The following is a 19,601-nucleotide window of genomic DNA, read 5'->3' on the forward strand; positions in this document are numbered from 1 at the left end:
CATGGGAGCGGGCGTCGAGCCCGAGTGGGTCGCGCTCAACCGCGCCCACTGGGACGAGAAGGTGCCCGTGCACCTGGCGAGCGAGTTCTACGACCTCGCGCCCCTGCGGCGCGGCGAGGGGCGGCTCTACCCCATCGAGGAGGCGGAGCTGCCCCGCATCGCCCCGCACGGCTGGGAGGGCCTGCGGGTGCTGCACCTGCAGTGCCACTTCGGCGCCGACTCGCTCGTGCTCGCGCAGCGCGGCGCCGAGGTCGTCGGACTCGACTTCTCGATGCCGGCCATCCGCGCCGCGCGCGAGCTGGCCGACGAGCTCGGGCTCGCCGACCGCACGCGATTCGTGTGCGCCGACCTCTACGACGCGCGTCACCGGCTGCCCGACCCGGAGGGCTTCGACGTCGTCTTCACGACGTGGGGCACGATCGGCTGGCTGCCCGACACCGCGGAGTGGGCGCGCATCATCGCGTGGTTCCTGAAGCCCGGCGGGCGGCTGTACTTCGCCGACGGGCATCCGACCGCGTTCGTGTTCGACGAGAGCGACGGCACGGTGCCGGTGCGCGGGGTGCCGTACCCGGTGCCGACCTACGGCTACTTTCGCGCCGAGGGACTCTCGCTCGACGACGATGCCGACTACGCCGACCCCGAGGCGACGCTCGCGAACTCGCGCACCGTCGAGTGGATGCACCCCCTCGGCCGCACCATCACCGACCTCATCGACGCCGGGCTCTCGATCGACTTCGTGCACGAGCACGACGCCGTGCCGTGGCAGATCTTCTCGGCCGCCGAGCGCGGCGATGACGGGCTGTGGCGCATGCCGGGTGAGCCGCTGCTGCCCCTCGGCATGAGCCTGGGGGCGACGCGTCGCCTCGACTGAGCGTCGCTGTCGTTCGCATTCCGAACGTTCGTCGTGTCCCCCCTTCTGCGGACACTGCGAAGGCGAGCACCGTTCGCCTATCCTGACCGCACCACGACACGGAGGTGCGATTTGACGACCGATCTCGCGGACGCGATGGCTGTCTCGCTGCGCCCGGTGCTCCGCGCGGCGGACGTGCTCGCGGGCGACGCGCGCTCCGCCCTGCCGCGCCCCACCGACGCCCCGCGTGCCGTCGCCGACGGGCCCACCGCTGACCGCATCCTCGTCGTCGGCTCCGGGCCGGCCGTGGGCTGGGGCGTCGTCTCGCACGAGCTCGGTGTGCCCGGCGCCCTCGCTCGCTCACTGCGCGCCGCGAGCGGCCGCGGCGCCCTCGTCGACCTCAAGGCCGACGAGCGCTGGAGCGCCCACGACATCGCCGATCGCCTCCGGCAGGCCTCGCTCGGCCGCTACGACGCCGCCGTCGTCGTGCTCGGCGACACGGACGTGCTCGCCGGGCAGACCTCGCGCGCCTGGCGCGACGGGCTGCACGAGCTGCTCGCTGCGTGGCGCGAGACCGGCGGCGCCGCCTCGCACCTGCTCATCGTCGAGATCCCGCGCCTCGACGCGGCCCCCGGGCTCCAGGGCGCCGTGCAGAGCTGGGCCGCCCGCCGCGCGCAGGAGTTCAACGCCATCCTCCACGAGCGCGTGGCGAGCGAGCCCGGCGTCACCGTCGTGCGCCTGCCCGAGACCCTCGCGCTGCGCCCCGACGGCTGGGCGCGCGGCGACTACGCCTTCCTCGGCACGCTCATCGCGGCGGCCCTCGTCGACGAGCTCGATCTCGCCGCGGGCGAGCCCGTCCAGCGGCGACCCGCCCTCGAGTCGGCCGACGCCGCGCGCAACGAGCTGCTCGTGCTCTCGCTCGCCGAGCACCGCGCGCGCCTGGAGTGGATCGTCACCGTCGCCGCCTCGGCCTTCAAGGCACCGACCGCGCTCGTGACGGTGCTCGGCCCCGACCGGCAGTGGCACGTCGCGCGCATCGGCTACCCCTCGGAGAGCCTGCCCATCGAGGACTCGTTCTGCCTCTACGCCGTCGAGCTCGACGAGCCGCTCATCGTGCTCGACGCGAGCGGCGATCCGCGCTTCGCCGGCAACCCGCTCGTCACCGGCCCCACCGGCGTGCGCTTCTACGCCGGCGCCGCGATCGAGGGCGCCGACGGCCGACCCGTCGGCGCGCTCTGCGTGCTCGACCGAGAGGCGCGCGCCGGCGTCACCGCCGCCGAGCGCACGCTGCTGCTGAGCCTCGCCCGCCGCGCGCAGGACGTCGTCTGGGCGGCCGAGCGCGAGCTCGCCATCGCCTCCTGACGCCGCCCCGATTCGACGGATGCTCTCGCCCCTGGTATCGTGGATTCTCGTGCCGCGGGGTGGAGCAGCTCGGTAGCTCGCTGGGCTCATAACCCAGAGGTCGTAGGTTCAAATCCTGCCCCCGCAACCACGTGAAGGCCCGGAATCCTCGGATTCCGGGCCTTCTGCATGTCGGGCGCACGGTGTCTCGAGCGCCCTGCTCGGCCGGCCGGTCGCGCCGCCGGAGCGTCACCCGGAGGGGTGGCAGACGGCCCGGTGCGCGTTCGCAAAACGCACGGGCGACGTGTCGTCGTGGCGCGCGCTCAGCGAGCGTTCGCCAGAGTGAGGAGCGGGAGTTCCGGGCCCCGCCCGGACGCGATGCCCCCTCGTGATCCCGCAGGGCCGGTGCCCGCCACGCTCGCCCCCCGAGCTCGCGCGCACCGGCCCCACCTCGTTCCGGGGACGGCGCACGCGGCGCGGCGGATGACCCCGCCTCCGCGGCGCGGAGGATGACCCCGCCTCCGCGGTGCGGAGGATGACCCCGCCTCCGCGGTGCGGAGGATGACTCCGCCTCCGCGCTCGGTCAGTCGCGAGGCGGCTGCGCGCCCCTCCACTGCACGGCGGCCGAGCCCGCGGCGACGCCGCGCTCGACGGCGGTCACGAGGTCGCCCCCGCGGTGCAGCTCCGCCGCGACGGCGCCGACGAACGCGTCGCCCGCGCCCGTCGTGTCGACGACCGGCACGCGCGGCGCCGGCACGGCGGCCGACTCGGCCGCGCCGCCCTCCGCGCGGCGCGCGAGCACGGCGCCCTCGCCGCCGAGCGTGACGACCGCGCTGCGGCAGCGCTCGAGCAGGGCGAGCGCGGCAGCGGCCGCCGAGCTCGCATCGGCGACGACGGTGCCGGTGAGATCGGAGGCCTCGGACTCGTTGACGACCAGGGGGTCGCAGACGGCGAGGAGGGCATCCGGCACGGGGCGGCTGGGGGAGAGATTCAGCACGACGCGCCCGCCCGCCGCGGCCACGGCGGCGGCGGCGGCCTCGACGGCGGGCAGCGGCACCTCGAGCTGCGCGAGCAGCACCGTGCCGGCGTCGAGCAGGGGTGCGATCGCCGCCGTGACGCGCTCGGGAGCGAGGCGGCCGTTCGCGCCGGGAGCGACGACGATCGAGTTCTCGCCGTCGCGGTCGAGGGTGATGAGCGCGACGCCCGTGGGTGCGTCGTCGCGTCGCTCGACGAGCGCGGTGTCGACGCCGCCGCCGTCGAGCGCCGCGAGCAGCTCGGTTCCGCCCGCGTCGGCGCCGACCGCGCCGACGAACACCGGTCGCGCGCCCTCTCGGGCGGCCGCGAGCGCCTGGTTGGCGCCCTTGCCGCCGGTGCCGACGACGACGTCGCCGCCCATGACGGTCTCGCCCGGGCGAGGGTGCCGTTCGACGGTCACGGTGGAGTCGGTGTTGGCCGAGCCGAGCACGATGAGGGTCATGGGCTCCATGCTCGCAGAGCGCGCGTGCGTAGGCTGGCCCCATGACCGACCGCACGGGCGTCGCCGTCGCGCAGTTCGCGCCGGGGGCCGATCGCGACGAGAACCTGGCGCGACTCCGAGCGCTCGCGGCGCTCGCCGTCGACCGCGGCGCGGGGCTCGTCGTGGCCCCCGAGTACAGCAGCTTCTTCGCCCCCGAGCTCGGGCCCGAGTGGGTGGCCGCCGCCGAGCCGCTCGACGGCCCGTTCGTGCGGGGGCTCGGGGCGATCGCGCGCGAGCTCGGCATCGTGCTCGTTGCGGGGCTGGTCGAGGTCGGCACGCGCGACGATCGGTTCCGCAACACGATCGTCGCCGTGGGGGTCGACGGGGGAGTGCTCGCCGTCTCGCGCAAGCTGCACCTCTACGACGCCTTCGGGGCGCTCGAGTCGCGCTGGGCGGAGGCGGGCGAGATCGAGCCGCCGCAGCTGTTCGCCTTCGCGGGGCTGCAGGTGGGCATCCAGACCTGCTACGACGTGCGGTTTCCCGAGGTGACGCGCCGCCTGGTCGACGCGGGCGCCGAGCTCGTGCTGATCCCTGCCGAATGGGTGCGCGGCCCGCAGAAGGAGCACCACTGGCGCACGCTCGTCACCGCGCGCGCCCTCGAGAACACGATCTACGTCGCCGCGGCCGACCATGCGCCGCCGATCGGCGTCGGCTGCAGTGTCGTCGTCGACCCGATGGGCGTCGTGGTCGCCGCCCTCGGCGAGCAGGTGGATGCGGCGGTCGCCTTCCCCACGCGCGCCCGGCTCGACGAGGTGCGCGCCGTCAATCCCGCACTGCGTCTGCGCCGTTTCGACGTCGTCGCCCGCTGACGCGTCACCGCGCACCGATGCGGTGCGCGGTCAGCCCCGCACGCCGCGTAGCCGCCGCGCAGCCTCCTCGATCGCCGCGTCGCTGCGGCAGAACGCGAAGCGCAGCGAGCTGCGGATCGCGGGGTCCGGGGAGCCGGGCGCGAACGCGCTCAGCGGGATCGACGCGACCCCGGCATCCCGCACGAGCTCGCGCGCGAAGGCCGCCGCATCGGTCACGCCCAGCGGGGCGGCGTCGGCCACGACGAAGTACGAGCCGCAGCTCGGTGCGACCGCGAAGCCGGCCTCGCGCAGCCCCTCGCTCAGCAGGTCGCGCCGTCGCGCGAGCGTCGAGCGGCACCGCTCGAAGAACGCGTCGGGCAGGCCGAGCCCGACGGCGACGGCCGGCTGGAACGGTGCGCCGTTGACGTAGGTGAGGAACTGCTTGACCGCCACCACCCGCTCGATCAGGTCGGCCGGCCCGGTGACCCAGCCGATCTTCCAGCCGGTGACGCGGAAGGTCTTCGCGGCGCTCGAGATCGTCAGCGCGCGACCGACCGCGCTCGGCACGGCGGCGATGGGCGTGAACGGGGCGTCGTCGAAGACGAGGTGCTCGTACACCTCGTCGCTCACGACGACCGCGCCGTGCGCGGCGGCCCGGGCCGCGATGCGCTCGAGCAGCTCGGGCGCGATGACCGAGCCGGTCGGATTGTGCGGGTTGTTCAGCAGCACCACGGTCGTGCGCGGTCCGATCGCCGCATCGATGTCGGCGGGGTCGGGCTGGAAGTCGGGCGCCCGCAGCGGGATCGTCGCGTGCCGAGCGCCGAGGAGCCCGATGATCGCGGCGTACGCGTCGTAGAACGGCGAGAGGGTCACGACCTCGCCGCCCCGCGGCACGAGCGCCAGCAGGGTCGCCGCGATCGCCTCCGTCGCGCCCGCCGTGACGAGCACCTCGGTCTCCGGGTCGGGCTGTGGGGCGCCGAATCGGGCGCGGTGCTCGCTGATCGCCGCGCGCAGCACGGGCATCCCTCGGCCGGGCGGGTACTGGTTGACCCCGGCCCGGATCGCCTCGACGGCCGCCTCGAGCACCTCGGCTGGTCCGTCCTCGTCGGGGAAGCCCTGGCCCAGGTTGACGGCGTCGTGCTCGGCGGCGAGCGCCGACATCTCGGCGAAGATCGTGGGCCGGGTCGACCCGTCGGGCGCGAGCAGGCCGGCGGCGGCGAGCGCGGCCCGCCACGGCTCCGAGGCAGTCATGGCGCTCACCCTACCGAGCGCGCCGAGCGGCGTTCCGCGGCGCGAGGAGGTGGCGCTCAGTCGTCGGCGGCGGCGCGCGAAGGCAGAGTGAGGCTCGTCGCCCAGTCGTAGAAGACGAGCTTGCCCGGCTGCGTGTCCTCCACCTGGGCGTCGACCCCGCGCGCCAGCAGGTCGCTGATGCCGCGGATGATCGTGTCGAGGTCGTCGTGCGGGGCCGTGATCGCGAGCCCCGCCGAGCACACCGACAGCACCGACGAGATCATCGTCGCGTCGACGTCGCGGCGCACCATGCCGACCTCCTGCAGACGCTGGATCATCTCGCCCCTGATGCCCACCTTCGGCACGTAGCGGAACGAGTGACTGCTGCGCATGATGCGGTTGAGGGCGTCGCGATCGATGACGAACAGCGTGCGCGAGAGGGGGCGCTCGTAGATGCCGGAGAGGATGTAGAGGTAGATGCGCGACAGCAGGCCGCCGCGCGGGTCGCGCTCGATGTGGTCGACGATGCCCGCGTACATCGCCGCGAACTCGCGATTGAGCATCGCGACCATGGCCTCGCTCGGCGACTCGAAGAGTTCGGCGACGCTGGGTTCGTCGAGGCCCGATCGCTCGGCGATCGAGGGCAACGTCACGGCGTCGTAGCCGCCCTCCATGAGGATGTCCGCCGTCGCGGTCAGGATGCGGTCGACGTCGTTGAGCGGTGGGGGCATCGGCGGCCTCGAGTTTCGGGTGGTGAGGTGGCGTTCGCAGTCTAGACGACGGAGGTGGAACGCCGAGTCCACCCCCTTCGGGGGACGCGATCGGGGTACAGGCGACCCCGTGCGGTGCTCCGACGTCGCAGAGACGCCACCAGTGCAAGCGGCAGGCCGCCCTCAGGCGCGGCAAATAGACTGCACAGGTTTGCGGAGGACGCTGACTGCGGCCGAAAGGAGACTCGCCATGACCGAGCACCCCACCACCCCCGAGCCGCCCCAGCAGCCCGAGTCCGGCGCGCAGCCGCAGCCTGCGGCGGGCGCCCAGCCCACCCCCGAGACGCCGGCGCAGCCGATCGCCGAGGCCCCCGCGACCCCCGCGCAGCTGAACGCCGACTCTGCCGCGACCCCCGCGCAGCCGACCCCCGGCGTCGCCGCGCCGCCCGCCGCGAGCGAGACCGCCGCAGCCGCGGCCCCGGCCGCGACCCCCTCGCCCGCCCCTGCCCCGGCTCCCCGCCGCTCGCTCGCCCCCACCATCGCGGCGCTCGCCGTGGGCGCCCTCATCGGCGGCGCGGCCGGAGGCGGCATCGCCGCCTGGGCCCTGTCGAACGACGGCGACGGCGGCGCGACCCCCGCCGGCCCCGCCGCGATCACCGTCAACGACCCGCAGGATGCGACGGTCGTCACGGGCGTCGTCGCGAAGGCGATGCCCTCGGTCGTCACGATCGAAGTCGCGGGCGGCGGAGCGCAGGGCAGCGGCTCGGGCGTCATCATCAGTGAGGACGGCTACGTCGTCACGAACGCCCACGTCGCGACGCTCGACGGCGCGGCGGCCGAGCCGAGCATCCGCGTCACGACCTCCGACGGCCGCCTCTGGAACGCGACGCTCGTCGGCGCCGACCCGATCGCCGACCTCGCCGTCATCCAGCTCGAGGGCGCGACCGACCTGACCCCGATCGAGTTCGCCGACTCCGACGAGCTCAACGTCGGCGACCGCGCGATTGCGATCGGCGCGCCCCTCGGGCTCGCCGGCACCGTCACCGACGGCATCGTGTCGGCCCTGAACCGCTCGATCACGGTGCAGTCCTCAGCAGTGCCCGACGCGCCCGAGGCGCCCCAGCCCGAGGGCGGCCAGAGCCCCTTCGAGTTCTGGAACTTCGACCTCCCCGGCGAGCGCCAGCAGGGCCCCTCGGCGTCGACGACGATCTCGCTCGCCGTGATCCAGACCGACGCGGCCATCAACCCCGGCAACTCCGGCGGCGCGCTGCTCGACAGCGAGGGCCGGCTCATCGGCATCAACGTCGCGATCGCGACGGCCGGCGGCGGTCAGGGCCAGGCGGGCAGCATCGGTGTGGGCTTCTCGATCCCGGCGAACCTCGCCGAGCGCATCGCGCAAGAGCTCATCGCGACCGGCTCGGCGAGCCACGGCCTCCTCGGCGCGACGGTCACCGACGCCGGCAGCGCCGCTTCGAGCGAGGTCGTCGGTGCGCTCATCGACTCGGTCGTGGCGGGCGGCCCGGCCGAGCAGGCGGGCCTGCGCGGCGGCGACATCATCACCGAGTTCAACGGCGTGCCGATCACCGATCAGGTCGACCTGACGGCGCAGGTGCGCGCCCTCGCCGGGGGCGCGAGTGCCGAGCTGACATACGTGCGCGGCGGCGACAGCGAGACGGTCACGGTGACGCTGGGCGAACTGCAGTAGGCACTAGCCTCGGGAGCTATGCAGCCCCCCTCGTCGCCCGGCGTGAGCTACGTCATGCCGGTCTACAACGAGGCGGCCTACATCGACGACGCGGTCGCGAGCGTGCTCGCGCAGCGGTACGAGGGCGAGCAGGAGCTCGTGCTCGCGCTCGGCCCGTCGACCGACGGCACCAGTGAGCGCGTCGCGGCGATCGCGGCGCGTGAGCCCCGCGTGCGCATCGTGCACAACCCGGAGATGGCGATCCCGATCGGGCTGAATCGCGCCATCCGGGCCGCGCGCCACGACGTCATCGTCCGGGTGGATGCCCACACCGAGCTCGCCCCCGACTACACCGCCACCGCCGTCGCGACCCTCACCCGCACGGGCGCGGCGTCGCTCGGGGGCCTCATGGTCGCCGAGGGGCGGACGCGCTTCCAGCGCGCCGTGGCTCGCGCCTACAACTCCAGGCTGGGGCTCGGCGGCGGCGCGTACCACGGCTCGGCCGTCGAGGGTCCGGCCGAGAGCGCGTACCTCGGCATCATGCGGCGCGAGGCGATCGTCGCGGTGGGGCTCTACGACGAGGGCCTGAAGCGCGCGGAGGACTGGGAGCTCAACTTCCGCCTCCGCAGCGCGGGCGAGGTGGTCTGGCTCGACCCGGCGCTGCGGGTCACCTACTGGCCGCGCGACACGTGGTCGAAGCTGTCGCGCCAGTTCGTCGCGACGGGCATCTGGCGCGGCGAGCTCGTGCGGCGCCACGGCGGGCGCCACCCGCTGCGCTACTTCGCGCCGCCGGCGCTCGTGCTCGCGAGCGCCGCCAGCCTCGTGGTGCTCGCGCTGCAGCTCTCCGGGGTGCTGGCGGGGCCCGCCTCGCTCGTGCTCGGGCTCGTGCACCTCGCGCCCGCGCTGTACCTGCTGCTGCTCGCGGCGCTGCTCGTGGTGCCGTCGAGCGGTCGCAGCCTCGCCGACCGCGCGACCTTCGCGCTCGTCATCGCGACGATGCACGTCAGCTGGGGTGCGGGGTTCCTCCGCGGCGCCCTGCTGGGCGCCCGCGACGCCGTCGACCGCTCGCGCATCGAGTCCTGAGGCGCGGCCGCCTCAGTCGAGCAGCCCTTCCGCGAGGATGCGCGCGACGACGCGCTCACTCGCCCGACCGTCGTCGAGCGGGTTGAACCGCGCGCGCCACGCGGCGAGGGCCGCGGGGTCGGGCGCGAGCGCGCCGCTCGCGAGATCGCGCAGGGTCGCCAGCAGCGCATCCCGCTCGGTGACCACGGGGCCGGGAGCCTCGGCGGCGACGTCGAAGTAGAAGCCCCGCAGGTCGCGGCGGTAGTGGTCGAGGTCGGGCATGTAGAGCACGAGCGGGGCATCCGTCGCCGTCACGTCGAACATGATCGAGCTGTAGTCGGTGACGACGACGTCGGCGGCGAGCAGGAGCTCCGTCATCGAGGGCGCGCTCGTCACGTCGAGAAGGCCGGGGGCGTTGAGGTCGCGCCCGTGCCGCAGTGTGCGGCTGTGCCCGCGCACGAGCAGCCCGTGCTCGCCGGGCAAGGCTCGCAGGTCGCGCGCGAACCCTGGCAGGTCGAGGTAGTCGACGATCTCGGTGCGGTCGTCGCGCCAGGTGGGGGCGTACAGCACCGCTCGCTGGCCGGGCGCGAGCCCGAGGCGGGCGCGCGCCGCGTCGCGGTCGCCGGTGACGAGCGCGTCGTCGCGCGGGTAGCCCTCGACCCAGATCGGCCCGCCGAAGTCGTACGCGCGGCGCAGGATCTGCGCGGCGTACGGGTTCTGCGCGAGCAGGATGCTCCAGCGGCGGCTCTCGCGGGTGACGGCCACGCGCGTGCGCAGGCCGACCTCGGGCCGGTCGAGCGCGAGGCGCTTGAGCATCGTGCCGTGCCAGGTCTGCAGCACGCGCTGGTGCGGGCGGGGCCGCCACCGCTTGCGCAGCCAGTCGTTGACGACGAGCAGGCGCGCGTCGGCGCGCACGCGCCACCACTCGGCCGAGCCCTCGACGATCGGCACGGCGCCCTCGGGCACGGCGACCGAGCGGTCGACGACCGACCAGTAGCGCACGACGTCCGGCCGCACGCGGGCGAGCTCACGGTCGATCGCGAGCGGGTTGCACGCCGCGACCTGGCTGTAGAAGCTCTCGAAGAAGACGGCGTTCTCGGGCGTCGCGGTGCGCGTGCGGTAGGCGCGCTCCAAGCGGCGCTGGGCGGATGCTCCGCGCTCGTCGTCCGCCAGGGGCGGCTCGACGCGCAGCACGAGGGTGCCCGCGTCGGCCTCGAGCCGCGCGCGCAGCAGCTCGGAGCGCACTTCGCCGCCGAGCTCCGCCTCGACGACGGCGCGCGCGCTCGGGCGCTCGGCGCCCTCGAGCGCGACCTCGAGCCGGTAGGCGTCGCTGCGCGGCGGGAGGGGCGGCGAGCCCCAGCGCGAGGCGAGCAGCGGACCTTGGGCGCGGTAGCGCGCGCCCTCCTGCTCGACCGCGAGCTCGATCGTCTGCCGAGGGCCGACGAGCGCCAGTCGCGCGATGCGCCCCGGCGCCTCGCCCTCGAGCGCGACCTTGCTCGCGCCCAGGTCGGCGCGCGTCACGCGCAGCCGCTGCGGGCCGTGCGGGGCGGCGGCGGGTTCCGTCGCCGCCGGCTCGCCGAGCAGCGCCAGCACGGCCGCGCGCACGCGCTCGGTCGCGCGCCCGTCGAGGTGGTCGACGTGCTCGTCGCGCAGCCACGCGGCGTGCGCGAGGGCCGCGTCGCGCGCGGGCCCCGGCTCGAGCACGGCGTCGAGGCGCTCGAGCGCCTCGGCCCACGTCGTCGCCGGGTCGCCGCCGCTGAACGCCCGGTACGGCGTGTAGAGCCCTCGCGTCGAGAGGTACCGGGCGAGGTCGGGGGCGAAGAACACGCTCGGCACGCCCGCGATGGCGGCGTCGAAGGCGATCGAGCTGTAGTCGGTGACGAGTGCGTCGAGGGCGGGCAGGGCGGGCGTGACTTCGACGAGCACGTCGGCGCCGAGCATCCTGATGCGATCGGAGGCCGCGGGCCCGCCCGCGTACGATCCGGCCCCGAGCGGGTGCGAGCGCACGAGCAGCGTCGTGCCCGTGCGCGCCGCCCACGCCGCGATCGTGCGCCACTCGTCGGGGGAGGGGATCGCCGCGTCGCTCTCGCCGTCGCGCCAGGTGGGCGCGTAGAGCACGACGCGGTCGCCGTCGCGCAGCGACCCGATCGTGCTGGCCACCAGGTCGCGCGCCTCCGCCCGCCGCGTCGCCGGCGTGCCGCGCAGCAGAACGTCGTCGCGCGCGTCGCCGAGTGCACGCACCCGATCGGCGGGCATCCCGAACGCCGAGCGGATGCGCGAGGCCACGAGCTCGGAGGCGACCGGGAAGAGCGTGATGCGCCCCGAGCCCGCGCGGTACAGCCGCGCCATGAGCGCGCGGGCGCCCGGCAGCGACCCGACGAGCGGCAGCCGCAGCGCGGCGCCCGTGTCGAGGTGCAGACGCTTGAGCGGGATGCCGTGCCACAGCTGCACGACGACCGCACCGCTCGAGCCGTAGCGGTTCGCGTCGCCGAGGCCGTGCGTGACGACGACGACCTTCGCCCGCAGGGTCTCCCAGAAGCCGCGGATGCCCGCCTTCGGCACCGCGCGCATGCCCCGTGCCGTCGCCGCCGCGAGCTCGTCGTCGCTCGAGGTGAGCCACGTCAGGTGCCGCTGCGGGTCGCGATCGCGGCAGAGCTCCCACAGCGCGAGAGCCCCCTCGCCCACCCCGATGCCGGAGGCGAAGACCCAGCGTCGCGGGTCGCGCGGCACGAGGCGCGCGGCGAGCGCGCCGAGCCCGTACAGCGGGGCGCGAGCGAGAGCGCGCGCGTTGCCGGCGCTGAACGTGAAGCGGGCCATCGCGGGCGATTCTTCCACGGCGCGGGCTGCGAGCGAACAACTGCATAACGGTTCGCCCGTTCCGTCGGCCGAGCATCGACGGCTGTGACCATGATGGATCAGTGAGCATCCTCAAGCAGCTGGCCACGGCGCGTCGGCTCGTCCGCAACATCCTGCGCTCGCGTCGCAATCGCGCCGCCCTCGAGACCCGCATGGCGAGCGTGCGGCCGCCGGCCGCCGGCAGCGTCGAGATCGCCGTCTACTTCGCCGACACGCGCGTCAACCTGTACCAGATACGGCAGTGGTACGCGCCGCTCGCCGAGCTCGCGCAGTACCACCCGGTCGCGATCATCGCGCGCAGCCCCGGCACGATGCTGACCCTGCTCGACGAGGCGCCCGTGCCGGCCGTGTACCTGCGCCGGGTCGTCGACCTCGAGCGCTTCGTCGCCGAGCAGCCGCTGCGCATCGTGTTCTACGTCAACCAGAACGCCAAGAACTTCCAGATGTTCCGCTACAGCCGCATGTGGCACGTGTTCATCAACCACGGCGAGTCCGACAAGATGTACATGACCACCAACCAGTACAAGGCCTACGACTACGCCCTCATCGCCGGCGACGCCGCCAAGGAGCGCCTGTCGCGCAAGCTCTGGAACTACGACGTCGAGGCCAAGACGATCGCGATCGGCCGCCCGCAGGCCGACCACTTCGCCGGTGAGCTGCCGTTCGCGCCCGACGACCGCACCGTCGTGCTCTATGCGCCTACGTGGGAGGGCGACCGGCCGGCGGCCGCGTACGGCTCGATCGCGAGCCACGGCGAGACGCTCGTGCGGGCTCTCATCGCGACCGGTCGGCACCGCGTGATCTACCGCCCGCACCCGCGTAGCGGCGTCGTCGACGCCGAGTACGGTCGCGCGAACGACCGCATCATCGCCGCGCTCGAGCGGGCGAACGCCGCCGACCCGGATGCCCAGCACGTGTTCGACGACGGCCCCGAGCTCGGCTGGCAGCTCGCCGCCGCGCACGTCGCGATCACCGACATCTCGGCGATGGTCTACGACCGACTGGCGACGGGCAAGCCGATCCTCATCACGCGCCCTGCGTCGCCCGAGGCCGAGATCGACGCGACCGGGTACCTCGGCGCGTGCGAGTGGCTCACCGCCGAGCGCGCCGACGAGATCGTGCCCGAGATCGACCGCGTGCTGACGAGCTCCGAGGCGCACGAGCGGCTGCGGCACTGGGTCGAGCGCTACTTCGGCGACACCACGCCGGGTGCGGCGACGGCTCGCTTCCACGCGGCGGTCGAGTCGCTCATCGCCGAGTGGGAGCGTGCCGCCGCCGTGCACGCCGGCGACCCGATCACGAGCGAGTCGAACCCCTTCGACGACGACGTCGACGAGGACGCGGCGCCCGGCGAGGGCTGAGCTCGCCGCCGCGAGCGGCGCGGCCGCCCGCACCTCGGCGCTTCGTCAGATCTCGAACTCGTCCTGCTCCGCGTCGTCGGCACGGCGCCGCTCGAGGCCGAGCCGCGGCAGCCGCACGGGCCCGAGCATGGCGCGCTCGCGCACGACGACGCGCCGCGGCTTCGGCGCGCCCGGCACGCGCGTCTCGAGCTCGAGGCTCGCCGGCCACACCGAGGGTGCTGGCCCGAAGGCCTCGCGCGCGTTCTGCACGATCTTGCGGCCGAGGATGTGGTTGCCCGTGCCGCCGATGACGGCGCCGATGCCGAACGGGATCGCCCGCCCGAGCACCGAGCCGCCCTGGGTGACGGTGAAGCGCCGCACAAAGCTCGTGCGCAGGCGGTCGGCGAGCGTGTCGAGCAGCGCCCGCGGCATGCTGCGGGTCACAACCTCGCCCCAGTAGGCGGTGCGCGGCGCGCCGCCGGTCATCTGCTTCGCGAACTGCGTGACGAGGTCCTTCCCGGCGCCGCCGAGCATGAGCGCCATGACAAGGCTCTGCGCGCGCTCCGGGTCGTCGACGGCGATGCCGTGCACCTCGGTCACCGACTGCGCGAAGAGCGCGCTGGCCTCCAGGAAGGCCACCGTCTCCGCCCCGCTCAGCGCGAGCGACGCACCGATCCCGACGGCCGGCACGACCGAGGCGGCGCCGACGGATGCTCCGCTCGCGGTCACGAGCGTCAGGTAGTGCCGCTCGAGCATGCGCACGATCTCGTCGGGCGACGCGTTCGGCGAACGGCGGCGCAGGCGTCGCACGTGGGCAAGCACGGCGGGGCGCTGCGACGACATGACGGCCTGCAGCACCCGCACCAGTCGCGGGTCGGCCTCGCCGCCCGGTGCGGCCCCGACACGGGCATCCGTCATGAGGGTCGGATCGGTGGGGGAGGGCTCGGCGGGCGTCGCGTTCATGAGGGGGAACCGTAGTCGCTGTTGTACGCCGCGAGAACCCCCTCGATCGGCCCGTCGAGCTGCAGTCGGCCCTTGTCCAGGTAGAGCCCGCGGGTGCAGAAGCGCTTGAGGTCGCGCTCGTTGTGCGAGACGAAGAACAGCGTGCGCCCGCCGGCGAGCAGCTCGTCGATGCGCTGGTAGCACTTGTCGCGGAAGGCCCTGTCGCCGACGGCGAGCACCTCGTCGACGAGTAGGATCGGCTCCTCCAGGCGCGAGATGACCGAGAACGCCAGACGCACCTTCTGCCCGCTCGAGAGGTGCTTGTACGGGGTGTCGACGGCCTCGCGCAGCTCGGCGAAGTCGATGATCTCGTCGTAGCGCTCGTCGATCTCGGCGCGCGTCATGCCGTGCAGCCCTGCGGTGAGGTGCACGTTCTCGCGCACCGTCAGGTCGTCGACAAAGCCGCCCGTGATCTCGATGAGCGGCGCGACGCCGCCGAGCACGTCGACGCGGCCCTCGTCGGGCAGCATGACGCCGGCGACGAGCTTCAGCAGCGTCGACTTGCCCTGGCCGTTGCGACCGACGACCCCGATCGCCTCGCCCGCGCGCACCTCGACGTCGACGCCGCGCAGCGCCCAGAACTCGTTCGGTCGAGACCGGCGGTTGCGGCCGGCGAACAGGTCTTTGAAGCTGCGGCGCCCGCGGCGGTTGCGCCGGAACCGGATGCCCGCCCCGACGACGCGGATGACGACGTCGCCCATCAGATCTCCTTCAGCACGGCGCGCACCATGCGCCGGAAGACGAGGATGCCCAGCCCGAGCGCAGCGAGGCTCATGACGGCGGCGATGATGACGGGCAGCGCCTCGACCTGGTCGGGGAAGAACGCCGCGCGGTAGAGCGAGATGATGCCCGCGAGCGGATTGAACGCCATCCACGTGTCGAGCCCGGCCGGCAGGTCGCTCAGGCCGTAGATGATCGGCGAGGCGTAGAACAGGAAGCGCAGCACGAGCTTGACGGCGCGCTCGAGGTCGCGGAAGAACACCACGAGCGGAGCGATGACGAGGCCGAGCCCGAGCGTCAGCGTCGCCTGCAGCGCGATCGCGACCGGCAGCCACAGCACGCCCCAGGTCAGCTCGGCGCCGAACACGATCGCGAACGCGACGACGACCGGGATCGCGAGCACGAACTCGACGCCCTTCGACAGCACGATGCGGGCGACCCAGACGCTGCGTGGCAGGCGTGTCGAGCGCACGAGCTTCGCATCCTTGATGAACGCGCGCGTCGAGTCGCCGATCGCGCCGTTGAACCACGTCCACGGCAGCAGGCCCGCGAGCAGGAAGACGATGTAGGGCGCCTCGCCGATCGAGCGGTCGACGATCTGCGTGAAGACGAACCAGTAGATGAGCGCCATCACGAGCGGGTCGAGCACCGACCACAGGTAGCCCAGGAACGACGTCGAGTAGCGCACCCGCAGGTCGCGGCCCGTCAGCAGCCACAGCGTCTGGCGATAGACCCGCGCGGGGGAGCGCGGCGGGCGCGACGGCGAGGCGAGGGTCACAGTCGATAACGCTAGCGGCATCCGCCCGGGGGTCGCCCTGCGGCGGGCGGGCGCACCGCGACCGAACGCGGAACGGCCCGCCCCCCGTGCGGGGAGAGGGCCGTCGCGCTGGCGTCAGGAGCCGATCAGCGGCGCGAGCCGATCAGACGAAGAGGTTCGCGCGCTCGAGGTCTTCCGCGAAGTCGATCTCGACCGCGTACAGGTCGGAGATGTCGAGCGGCTCGACCTTGAGGCCGTTCTGCTCGATCGCGAGCTCGATGCCGCGCTCGAAGTAGTCCTGGTCGGCCACGCGCTGCAGGTGGTGGATGAGCGTGGGCTTGTCGGTCGACGAGACGTAGTTGATGCCGACGGCCTCGCCGAGGCCACCGACGACCTGCTTCGAGAGCTCCTTGATGAAGCCCTCGGCGTCGACGGTGTACTTGACCTCCTCGTCGGAGACCTTCGAGGTGTTCACGCTGACGAATGAGCGATCGGCGTGCACGAGGCTCGCGGCGCGCACGAGCGCCTGCGGGTCGAAGACGACGTCGCCGTTCATCCAGAGCACGCCCTGCGAGCCGGTCGCCTTGAGGGCGCGCAGCAGGCTCTTGGAGGTGTTGGTCTGGTCGTACTGCTCGTTGTAGACGTAGTTGACGTCGGGGAAGGCGTCGATGATGTGCTCAAGCTTGTAGCCGACGACGGTCGTGATCGTCACGTCGGTGCCGAAGGCGGCGGCGATGTTGTCGTGCTGCTGCTGCATGATGGTGCGGCCGTCGCTGAGCTCGGTGAGCGGCTTCGGAAGGGAGCGGCCGAGGCGGCTGCCCATCCCCGCGGCGAGGATGACGATCTGCGTGGTCATGAGACCTCCTGTGTCTTCAGTCTGCGGCGCAGGCTCTGGGTGCGAGACGCTCCTCGCGAGATGCTCCTCCCGGGCGATTCTGCCCCGGGAGCGGTCGACCGGTCGGTGGTTGTTCACCGCGGCGACGGCTGCGCGCTATGGATCAGACACTCCGTTGTGCTCCCGGGAGTTTACCGGCCGTTCACCGAAAAAGGCAGGGTGATCGGCCGTTCCGTTGCCCAACCGTGACCACCCGTGCCGGAACTGCACAGCGTGCCCGGGGCGGCCCTCCGCGGCACGACCCCCGTTGCTAGCGTGGACGCGTGGAACCGTCGACACCGCCCCCGCCCCCCGACGCGGCTGCAGTCGTCGACGCGCCCAGCGGCCCCGACTCGAGCGCGACGTCGTCGGCGCCGCGATCGGGGAAGCGGGCCCCCGCGCAGCGCGCGCCGCGCACGCCGGCAGCGGGCGCCGTGAAGAAGGGCGGCGGGACGAAGAAGAGCACCGCAACGAAGAAGAGCGTCGCGGCGACGCAGGGTGCGACGCAGCAGCGCGAGTCGCCCGCGCCCGCCCCGCCCGTGCCCGCCTCACCCCCGCCCCCAGCCCCCCGCCGCGACGCACCCGTCGTGCTGCGCGTCGAGGGCCTGCGCAAGCGCTTCGGGCGCACGACCGCCGTCGACGGCATCGACCTCACGGTGCGTCGCGGCGAGATCTACGGCTTCGTCGGCCCCAACGGCGCCGGCAAGACCACGAGCCTGTCGATGATGACGGGGCTGCTGCGCCCCGACGGCGGCTCGGTCGTCGTCGGCGAGGACGACGTGTGGCGATCGCCGGAGGAGGCCAAGCGCGCGCTCGGCGTGCTGCCCGACCGCATGCGGCTGTTCGACCGACTCACGGGTGCGCAGATGCTCTACTACTGCGGCGTGCTGCACGGTCTCGATCGGCACACGGCCCGCTCCCGCTCCGACGATCTGGCGCGCGCGCTCGCGCTCGAGGGCGCCCTTGACCGCCCGGTCGCCGACTACTCGATCGGCATGATCAAGAAGGTCTCGCTCGCGGCCGCCCTCATCCACTCGCCCCGGCTGCTCGTGCTCGACGAGCCCTTCGAGGGCGTCGACCCCGTGTCGACCGCGCAGGCGATTGACCTCCTGCGCGCCTACGCCCGCGCGGGCGGCACGGTCGTGCTCTCGAGCCACAACATGGATCTCGTGGAGCGCGTGTGCGACGCGGTCGCGGTCATCGTGGGCGGCGCGATCCTCGCCGAGGGCTCGCTCGACGAGGTGCGCGCCGGCTCGAGCCTCGAGGAGCGCTTCGTCGAGCTCGCCGGCGGGCGCACGGCGGTGGAGGGGCTCGAGTGGTTGACGACGTTCTCCGACTGAGGCTCGCGCTGCTGGCCTCCGCCTTCCGCGGCGGTCGTCGTCTCGCCCGCACCGCGGTCGTCGCGGTGCTGCTCGTCGGCGGCGCCTGGGGCGCCCTCCTGCTCGCCGACCGCTTCGACCCGCAGGACTCGGGGCATCGGGCCGCGCTCGTCGTCATCGCGAGCGTGCTCGCCCTCGCGCTCGCCGTCGCCCCGCTCACCTCGGGGCTCGGCTCGGCCATGGAGCCCCGCCGCTTCGCCCCCTTCCCGATCCCCGCCCCGCGGCTCGCCGGCGCGCTCGCCCTCGCCGGCGCGCTCGGGGTGCAGGGGCTGGGGGTGCTCGTGGGGCTCGTCGCCTTCCTCACCGCCTGGGCGGGCACCGAAGCGGAGGGCGTCGCCGCGGCGACCGGTCTCGCCGGCGCGGTCACGGTCATCCTCGCCGGGCAGGCGCTCGTGGCGATCGCCGCGCAGGTCGCGGTCGCCCCGACAAGCGTGCGCACGGTGACCCACTTCGCGCGCGGCGTCGTCGCCCTGTGCCTCGTCACCGCGACGACCGCCGCCGTGCTCGCCGACCGCGGCCGCGACGACGACGAGCTCGGCGAGCTCGCGAGCGTGCTCGCCGCGACCCCGCTCGGCGTGCCGTGGGCGACCCCGGGCGCCGCGGGTGACGCGACCGGCTGGGGCATCGTCGGCTCGATCCTGCTCGCGGGGATGCTCGGCCTGGGCTGGGCGCTGCTCGTGCAGCGCCTGCTCGAGGCTCCCGAGCGCCAGCGCCTCGCCCCCCGCTCGCGCGGGCTCGGCCTGCTCGACGTCGTGCCGGCGACCCAGGGCGGGGTGATTGCCGCGCGGAGCATCCTCTACTGGACTCGCGACCCGCGGTACCGGCTCGCGCTCGTCGCCCTGCCGATCGCCCCCGTGCTCATGATGCTCGCCCTCGCCGTGGCGGGCGTCGACGCGTCGCTGCTGTGGCTCATCCCGCTGCCGGTGCTCGCGCTCTTCCTCGGCTGGTTCAGCCACAACGACGTCGCCTACGACCACACGGCCGTGTGGCTGCACGTGGCCGCGCACGTGCGCGGAGCATCCGACCGGTGGGGGCGCGCGGTGCCGCCGCTACTGCTCGGCGTGCCGCTCGTGCTGCTGCTCGCCCCGCTGTGCGCGCTGTGGTCGGGCCTGCCGGGCGCGGCGCCGCTGCTCGCCGGCGTGAGCCTCGGCCTGCTGCTGACCGGCATCGGCGTCTCGAGCGTCGCCTCGGCCGCCGCCCCGTACCCCGCGCCGCGGCCCGGCGCCGGGCCGTTCGACCAGCCGCCGCTCACGGCCGCGACCGCCGGCTGGTCGCAGGGGCTGTCGATGCTCACCATCCTCGTGCTCATGTCGCCCGCGCTCGTGCTGGCGTGGCTCGGGCTCACGAGCGACCCGGCGATGCTCGGGGTGGCCGCGGGCGTCGGCGCCGCCACGGGACCCGTCGTGCTCGTGCTCGGAGTGCTGCTGGGCGGGCGGGTGTTCCGGCGACGGGCCCCCGAGCTGCTCGACCTCGTGCTGCGCACCTAGGCGCG

General features: G+C 74.0%; 16 protein-coding genes and 1 tRNA gene. 9 read left to right on the top strand and 8 right to left on the bottom strand.

The genetic code is table 11. The annotated features are described in order from the left end of the window. Position 1: 1 nt before the first annotated feature. The 3 genes from ID804_RS03045 (at position 2) to ID804_RS03055 (ending at position 2,342) form a co-directional block, all read left to right on the top strand. Positions 2–871: a class I SAM-dependent methyltransferase gene (locus ID804_RS03045; RefSeq protein WP_169077463.1), complete on the top strand. Its 870-nt coding sequence runs from the start codon at positions 2–4 to the stop codon at positions 869–871. A gap of 111 nt (positions 872–982) precedes the next feature. After that, positions 983–2,212, top strand: coding sequence for a GAF domain-containing protein (locus ID804_RS03050; RefSeq protein ID WP_169077464.1), 1,230 nt, complete (start codon positions 983–985; stop codon positions 2,210–2,212). Positions 2,213–2,265: 53 nt separating this feature from the next. Beyond that, positions 2,266–2,342: transfer RNA gene (locus ID804_RS03055), tRNA-Met, on the top strand. Positions 2,343–2,774: 432 nt separating this feature from the next. Here the strand turns inward: ID804_RS03055 and ID804_RS03060 are convergent. After that, the gene (locus ID804_RS03060) at positions 2,775–3,668 is read right to left on the bottom strand and encodes a ribokinase (protein ID WP_211160895.1); all 894 of its coding nucleotides are present in this window, start codon (positions 3,666–3,668) and stop codon (positions 2,775–2,777) included. Positions 3,669–3,709: 41 nt separating this feature from the next. On the opposite strand from ID804_RS03060, the gene ID804_RS03065 reads away from it, so the two are divergent. Continuing rightward, on the top strand, positions 3,710–4,516 hold the full coding sequence (locus tag ID804_RS03065) for a carbon-nitrogen hydrolase family protein (RefSeq protein WP_169077466.1): 807 nt from the start codon (positions 3,710–3,712) through the stop codon (positions 4,514–4,516). Between the two features lie 30 nt (positions 4,517–4,546). On the opposite strand, the gene ID804_RS03070 is transcribed toward ID804_RS03065, so the two are convergent. Together ID804_RS03070 and ID804_RS03075 are read right to left on the bottom strand one after the other, a co-directional pair. Further along, on the bottom strand, positions 4,547–5,746 hold the full coding sequence (locus ID804_RS03070; protein WP_169077467.1) for an aminotransferase class I/II-fold pyridoxal phosphate-dependent enzyme: 1,200 nt from the start codon (positions 5,744–5,746) through the stop codon (positions 4,547–4,549). A gap of 56 nt (positions 5,747–5,802) precedes the next feature. Then, positions 5,803–6,456 (bottom strand): TetR/AcrR family transcriptional regulator, encoded by a 654-nt coding sequence (locus ID804_RS03075; protein ID WP_169077468.1) that lies wholly within the window; start codon positions 6,454–6,456, stop codon positions 5,803–5,805. A 229-nt stretch (positions 6,457–6,685) separates the two neighbouring features. On the opposite strand from ID804_RS03075, the gene ID804_RS03080 reads away from it, so the two are divergent. Together ID804_RS03080 and ID804_RS03085 are read left to right on the top strand one after the other, a co-directional pair. Next, positions 6,686–8,140 (top strand): S1C family serine protease, encoded by a 1,455-nt coding sequence (locus ID804_RS03080; RefSeq protein WP_169077469.1) that lies wholly within the window; start codon positions 6,686–6,688, stop codon positions 8,138–8,140. 18 nt (positions 8,141–8,158) lie between these two features. After that, entirely contained in the window at positions 8,159–9,202 is a 1,044-nt protein-coding gene (locus ID804_RS03085) for a glycosyltransferase family 2 protein (protein ID WP_169077470.1), read from the top strand. Between the two features lie 12 nt (positions 9,203–9,214). On the opposite strand, the gene ID804_RS03090 is transcribed toward ID804_RS03085, so the two are convergent. After that, positions 9,215–11,998 (bottom strand): CDP-glycerol glycerophosphotransferase family protein, encoded by a 2,784-nt coding sequence (locus ID804_RS03090; protein ID WP_169077471.1) that lies wholly within the window; start codon positions 11,996–11,998, stop codon positions 9,215–9,217. Between the two features lie 101 nt (positions 11,999–12,099). Here ID804_RS03090 and ID804_RS03095 point away from each other — a divergent pair, with 101 nt between their 5' ends. Continuing rightward, positions 12,100–13,398, top strand: a complete 1,299-nt coding sequence (locus ID804_RS03095) for a CDP-glycerol glycerophosphotransferase family protein (protein WP_396789695.1) — start codon at positions 12,100–12,102, stop codon at positions 13,396–13,398. A gap of 45 nt (positions 13,399–13,443) precedes the next feature. On the opposite strand, the gene ID804_RS03100 is transcribed toward ID804_RS03095, so the two are convergent. From ID804_RS03100 to ID804_RS03115, 4 genes are all read right to left on the bottom strand, one after another. After that, the gene (locus ID804_RS03100) at positions 13,444–14,340 is read right to left on the bottom strand and encodes a hypothetical protein (protein ID WP_169077472.1); all 897 of its coding nucleotides are present in this window, start codon (positions 14,338–14,340) and stop codon (positions 13,444–13,446) included. Further along, a complete protein-coding gene (locus ID804_RS03105) occupies positions 14,337–15,080 on the bottom strand; it encodes an ABC transporter ATP-binding protein (protein ID WP_169077473.1) in 744 nt (247 codons plus the stop codon). The genes ID804_RS03100 and ID804_RS03105 overlap by 4 nt, the downstream gene beginning before the upstream one ends. Further along, complete coding sequence (locus ID804_RS03110) at positions 15,080–15,898, bottom strand: ABC transporter permease (protein WP_169077474.1); 819 nt, start codon at positions 15,896–15,898, stop codon at positions 15,080–15,082. The genes ID804_RS03105 and ID804_RS03110 overlap by 1 nt, the downstream gene beginning before the upstream one ends. A gap of 121 nt (positions 15,899–16,019) precedes the next feature. Beyond that, positions 16,020–16,712: a phosphocholine cytidylyltransferase family protein gene (locus tag ID804_RS03115; RefSeq protein ID WP_169077475.1), complete on the bottom strand. Its 693-nt coding sequence runs from the start codon at positions 16,710–16,712 to the stop codon at positions 16,020–16,022. Positions 16,713–17,014: 302 nt separating this feature from the next. Between ID804_RS03115 and ID804_RS03120 the strand changes: the two genes are divergently transcribed. Then, the gene (locus ID804_RS03120; protein ID WP_317451146.1) at positions 17,015–18,070 is read left to right on the top strand and encodes an ABC transporter ATP-binding protein; all 1,056 of its coding nucleotides are present in this window, start codon (positions 17,015–17,017) and stop codon (positions 18,068–18,070) included. Next, a complete protein-coding gene (locus ID804_RS03125; RefSeq protein WP_169077476.1) occupies positions 18,046–19,596 on the top strand; it encodes an ABC transporter permease in 1,551 nt (516 codons plus the stop codon). Before ID804_RS03120 ends, ID804_RS03125 begins: the two co-directional genes overlap by 25 nt. Positions 19,597–19,601: the final 5 nt, after the last annotated feature.

It is taken from the genome of Microcella alkalica (genome assembly GCF_014595885.1).
GTDB classification, from domain to species: Bacteria; Actinomycetota; Actinomycetes; order Actinomycetales; family Microbacteriaceae; genus Microcella; species Microcella alkaliphila_B.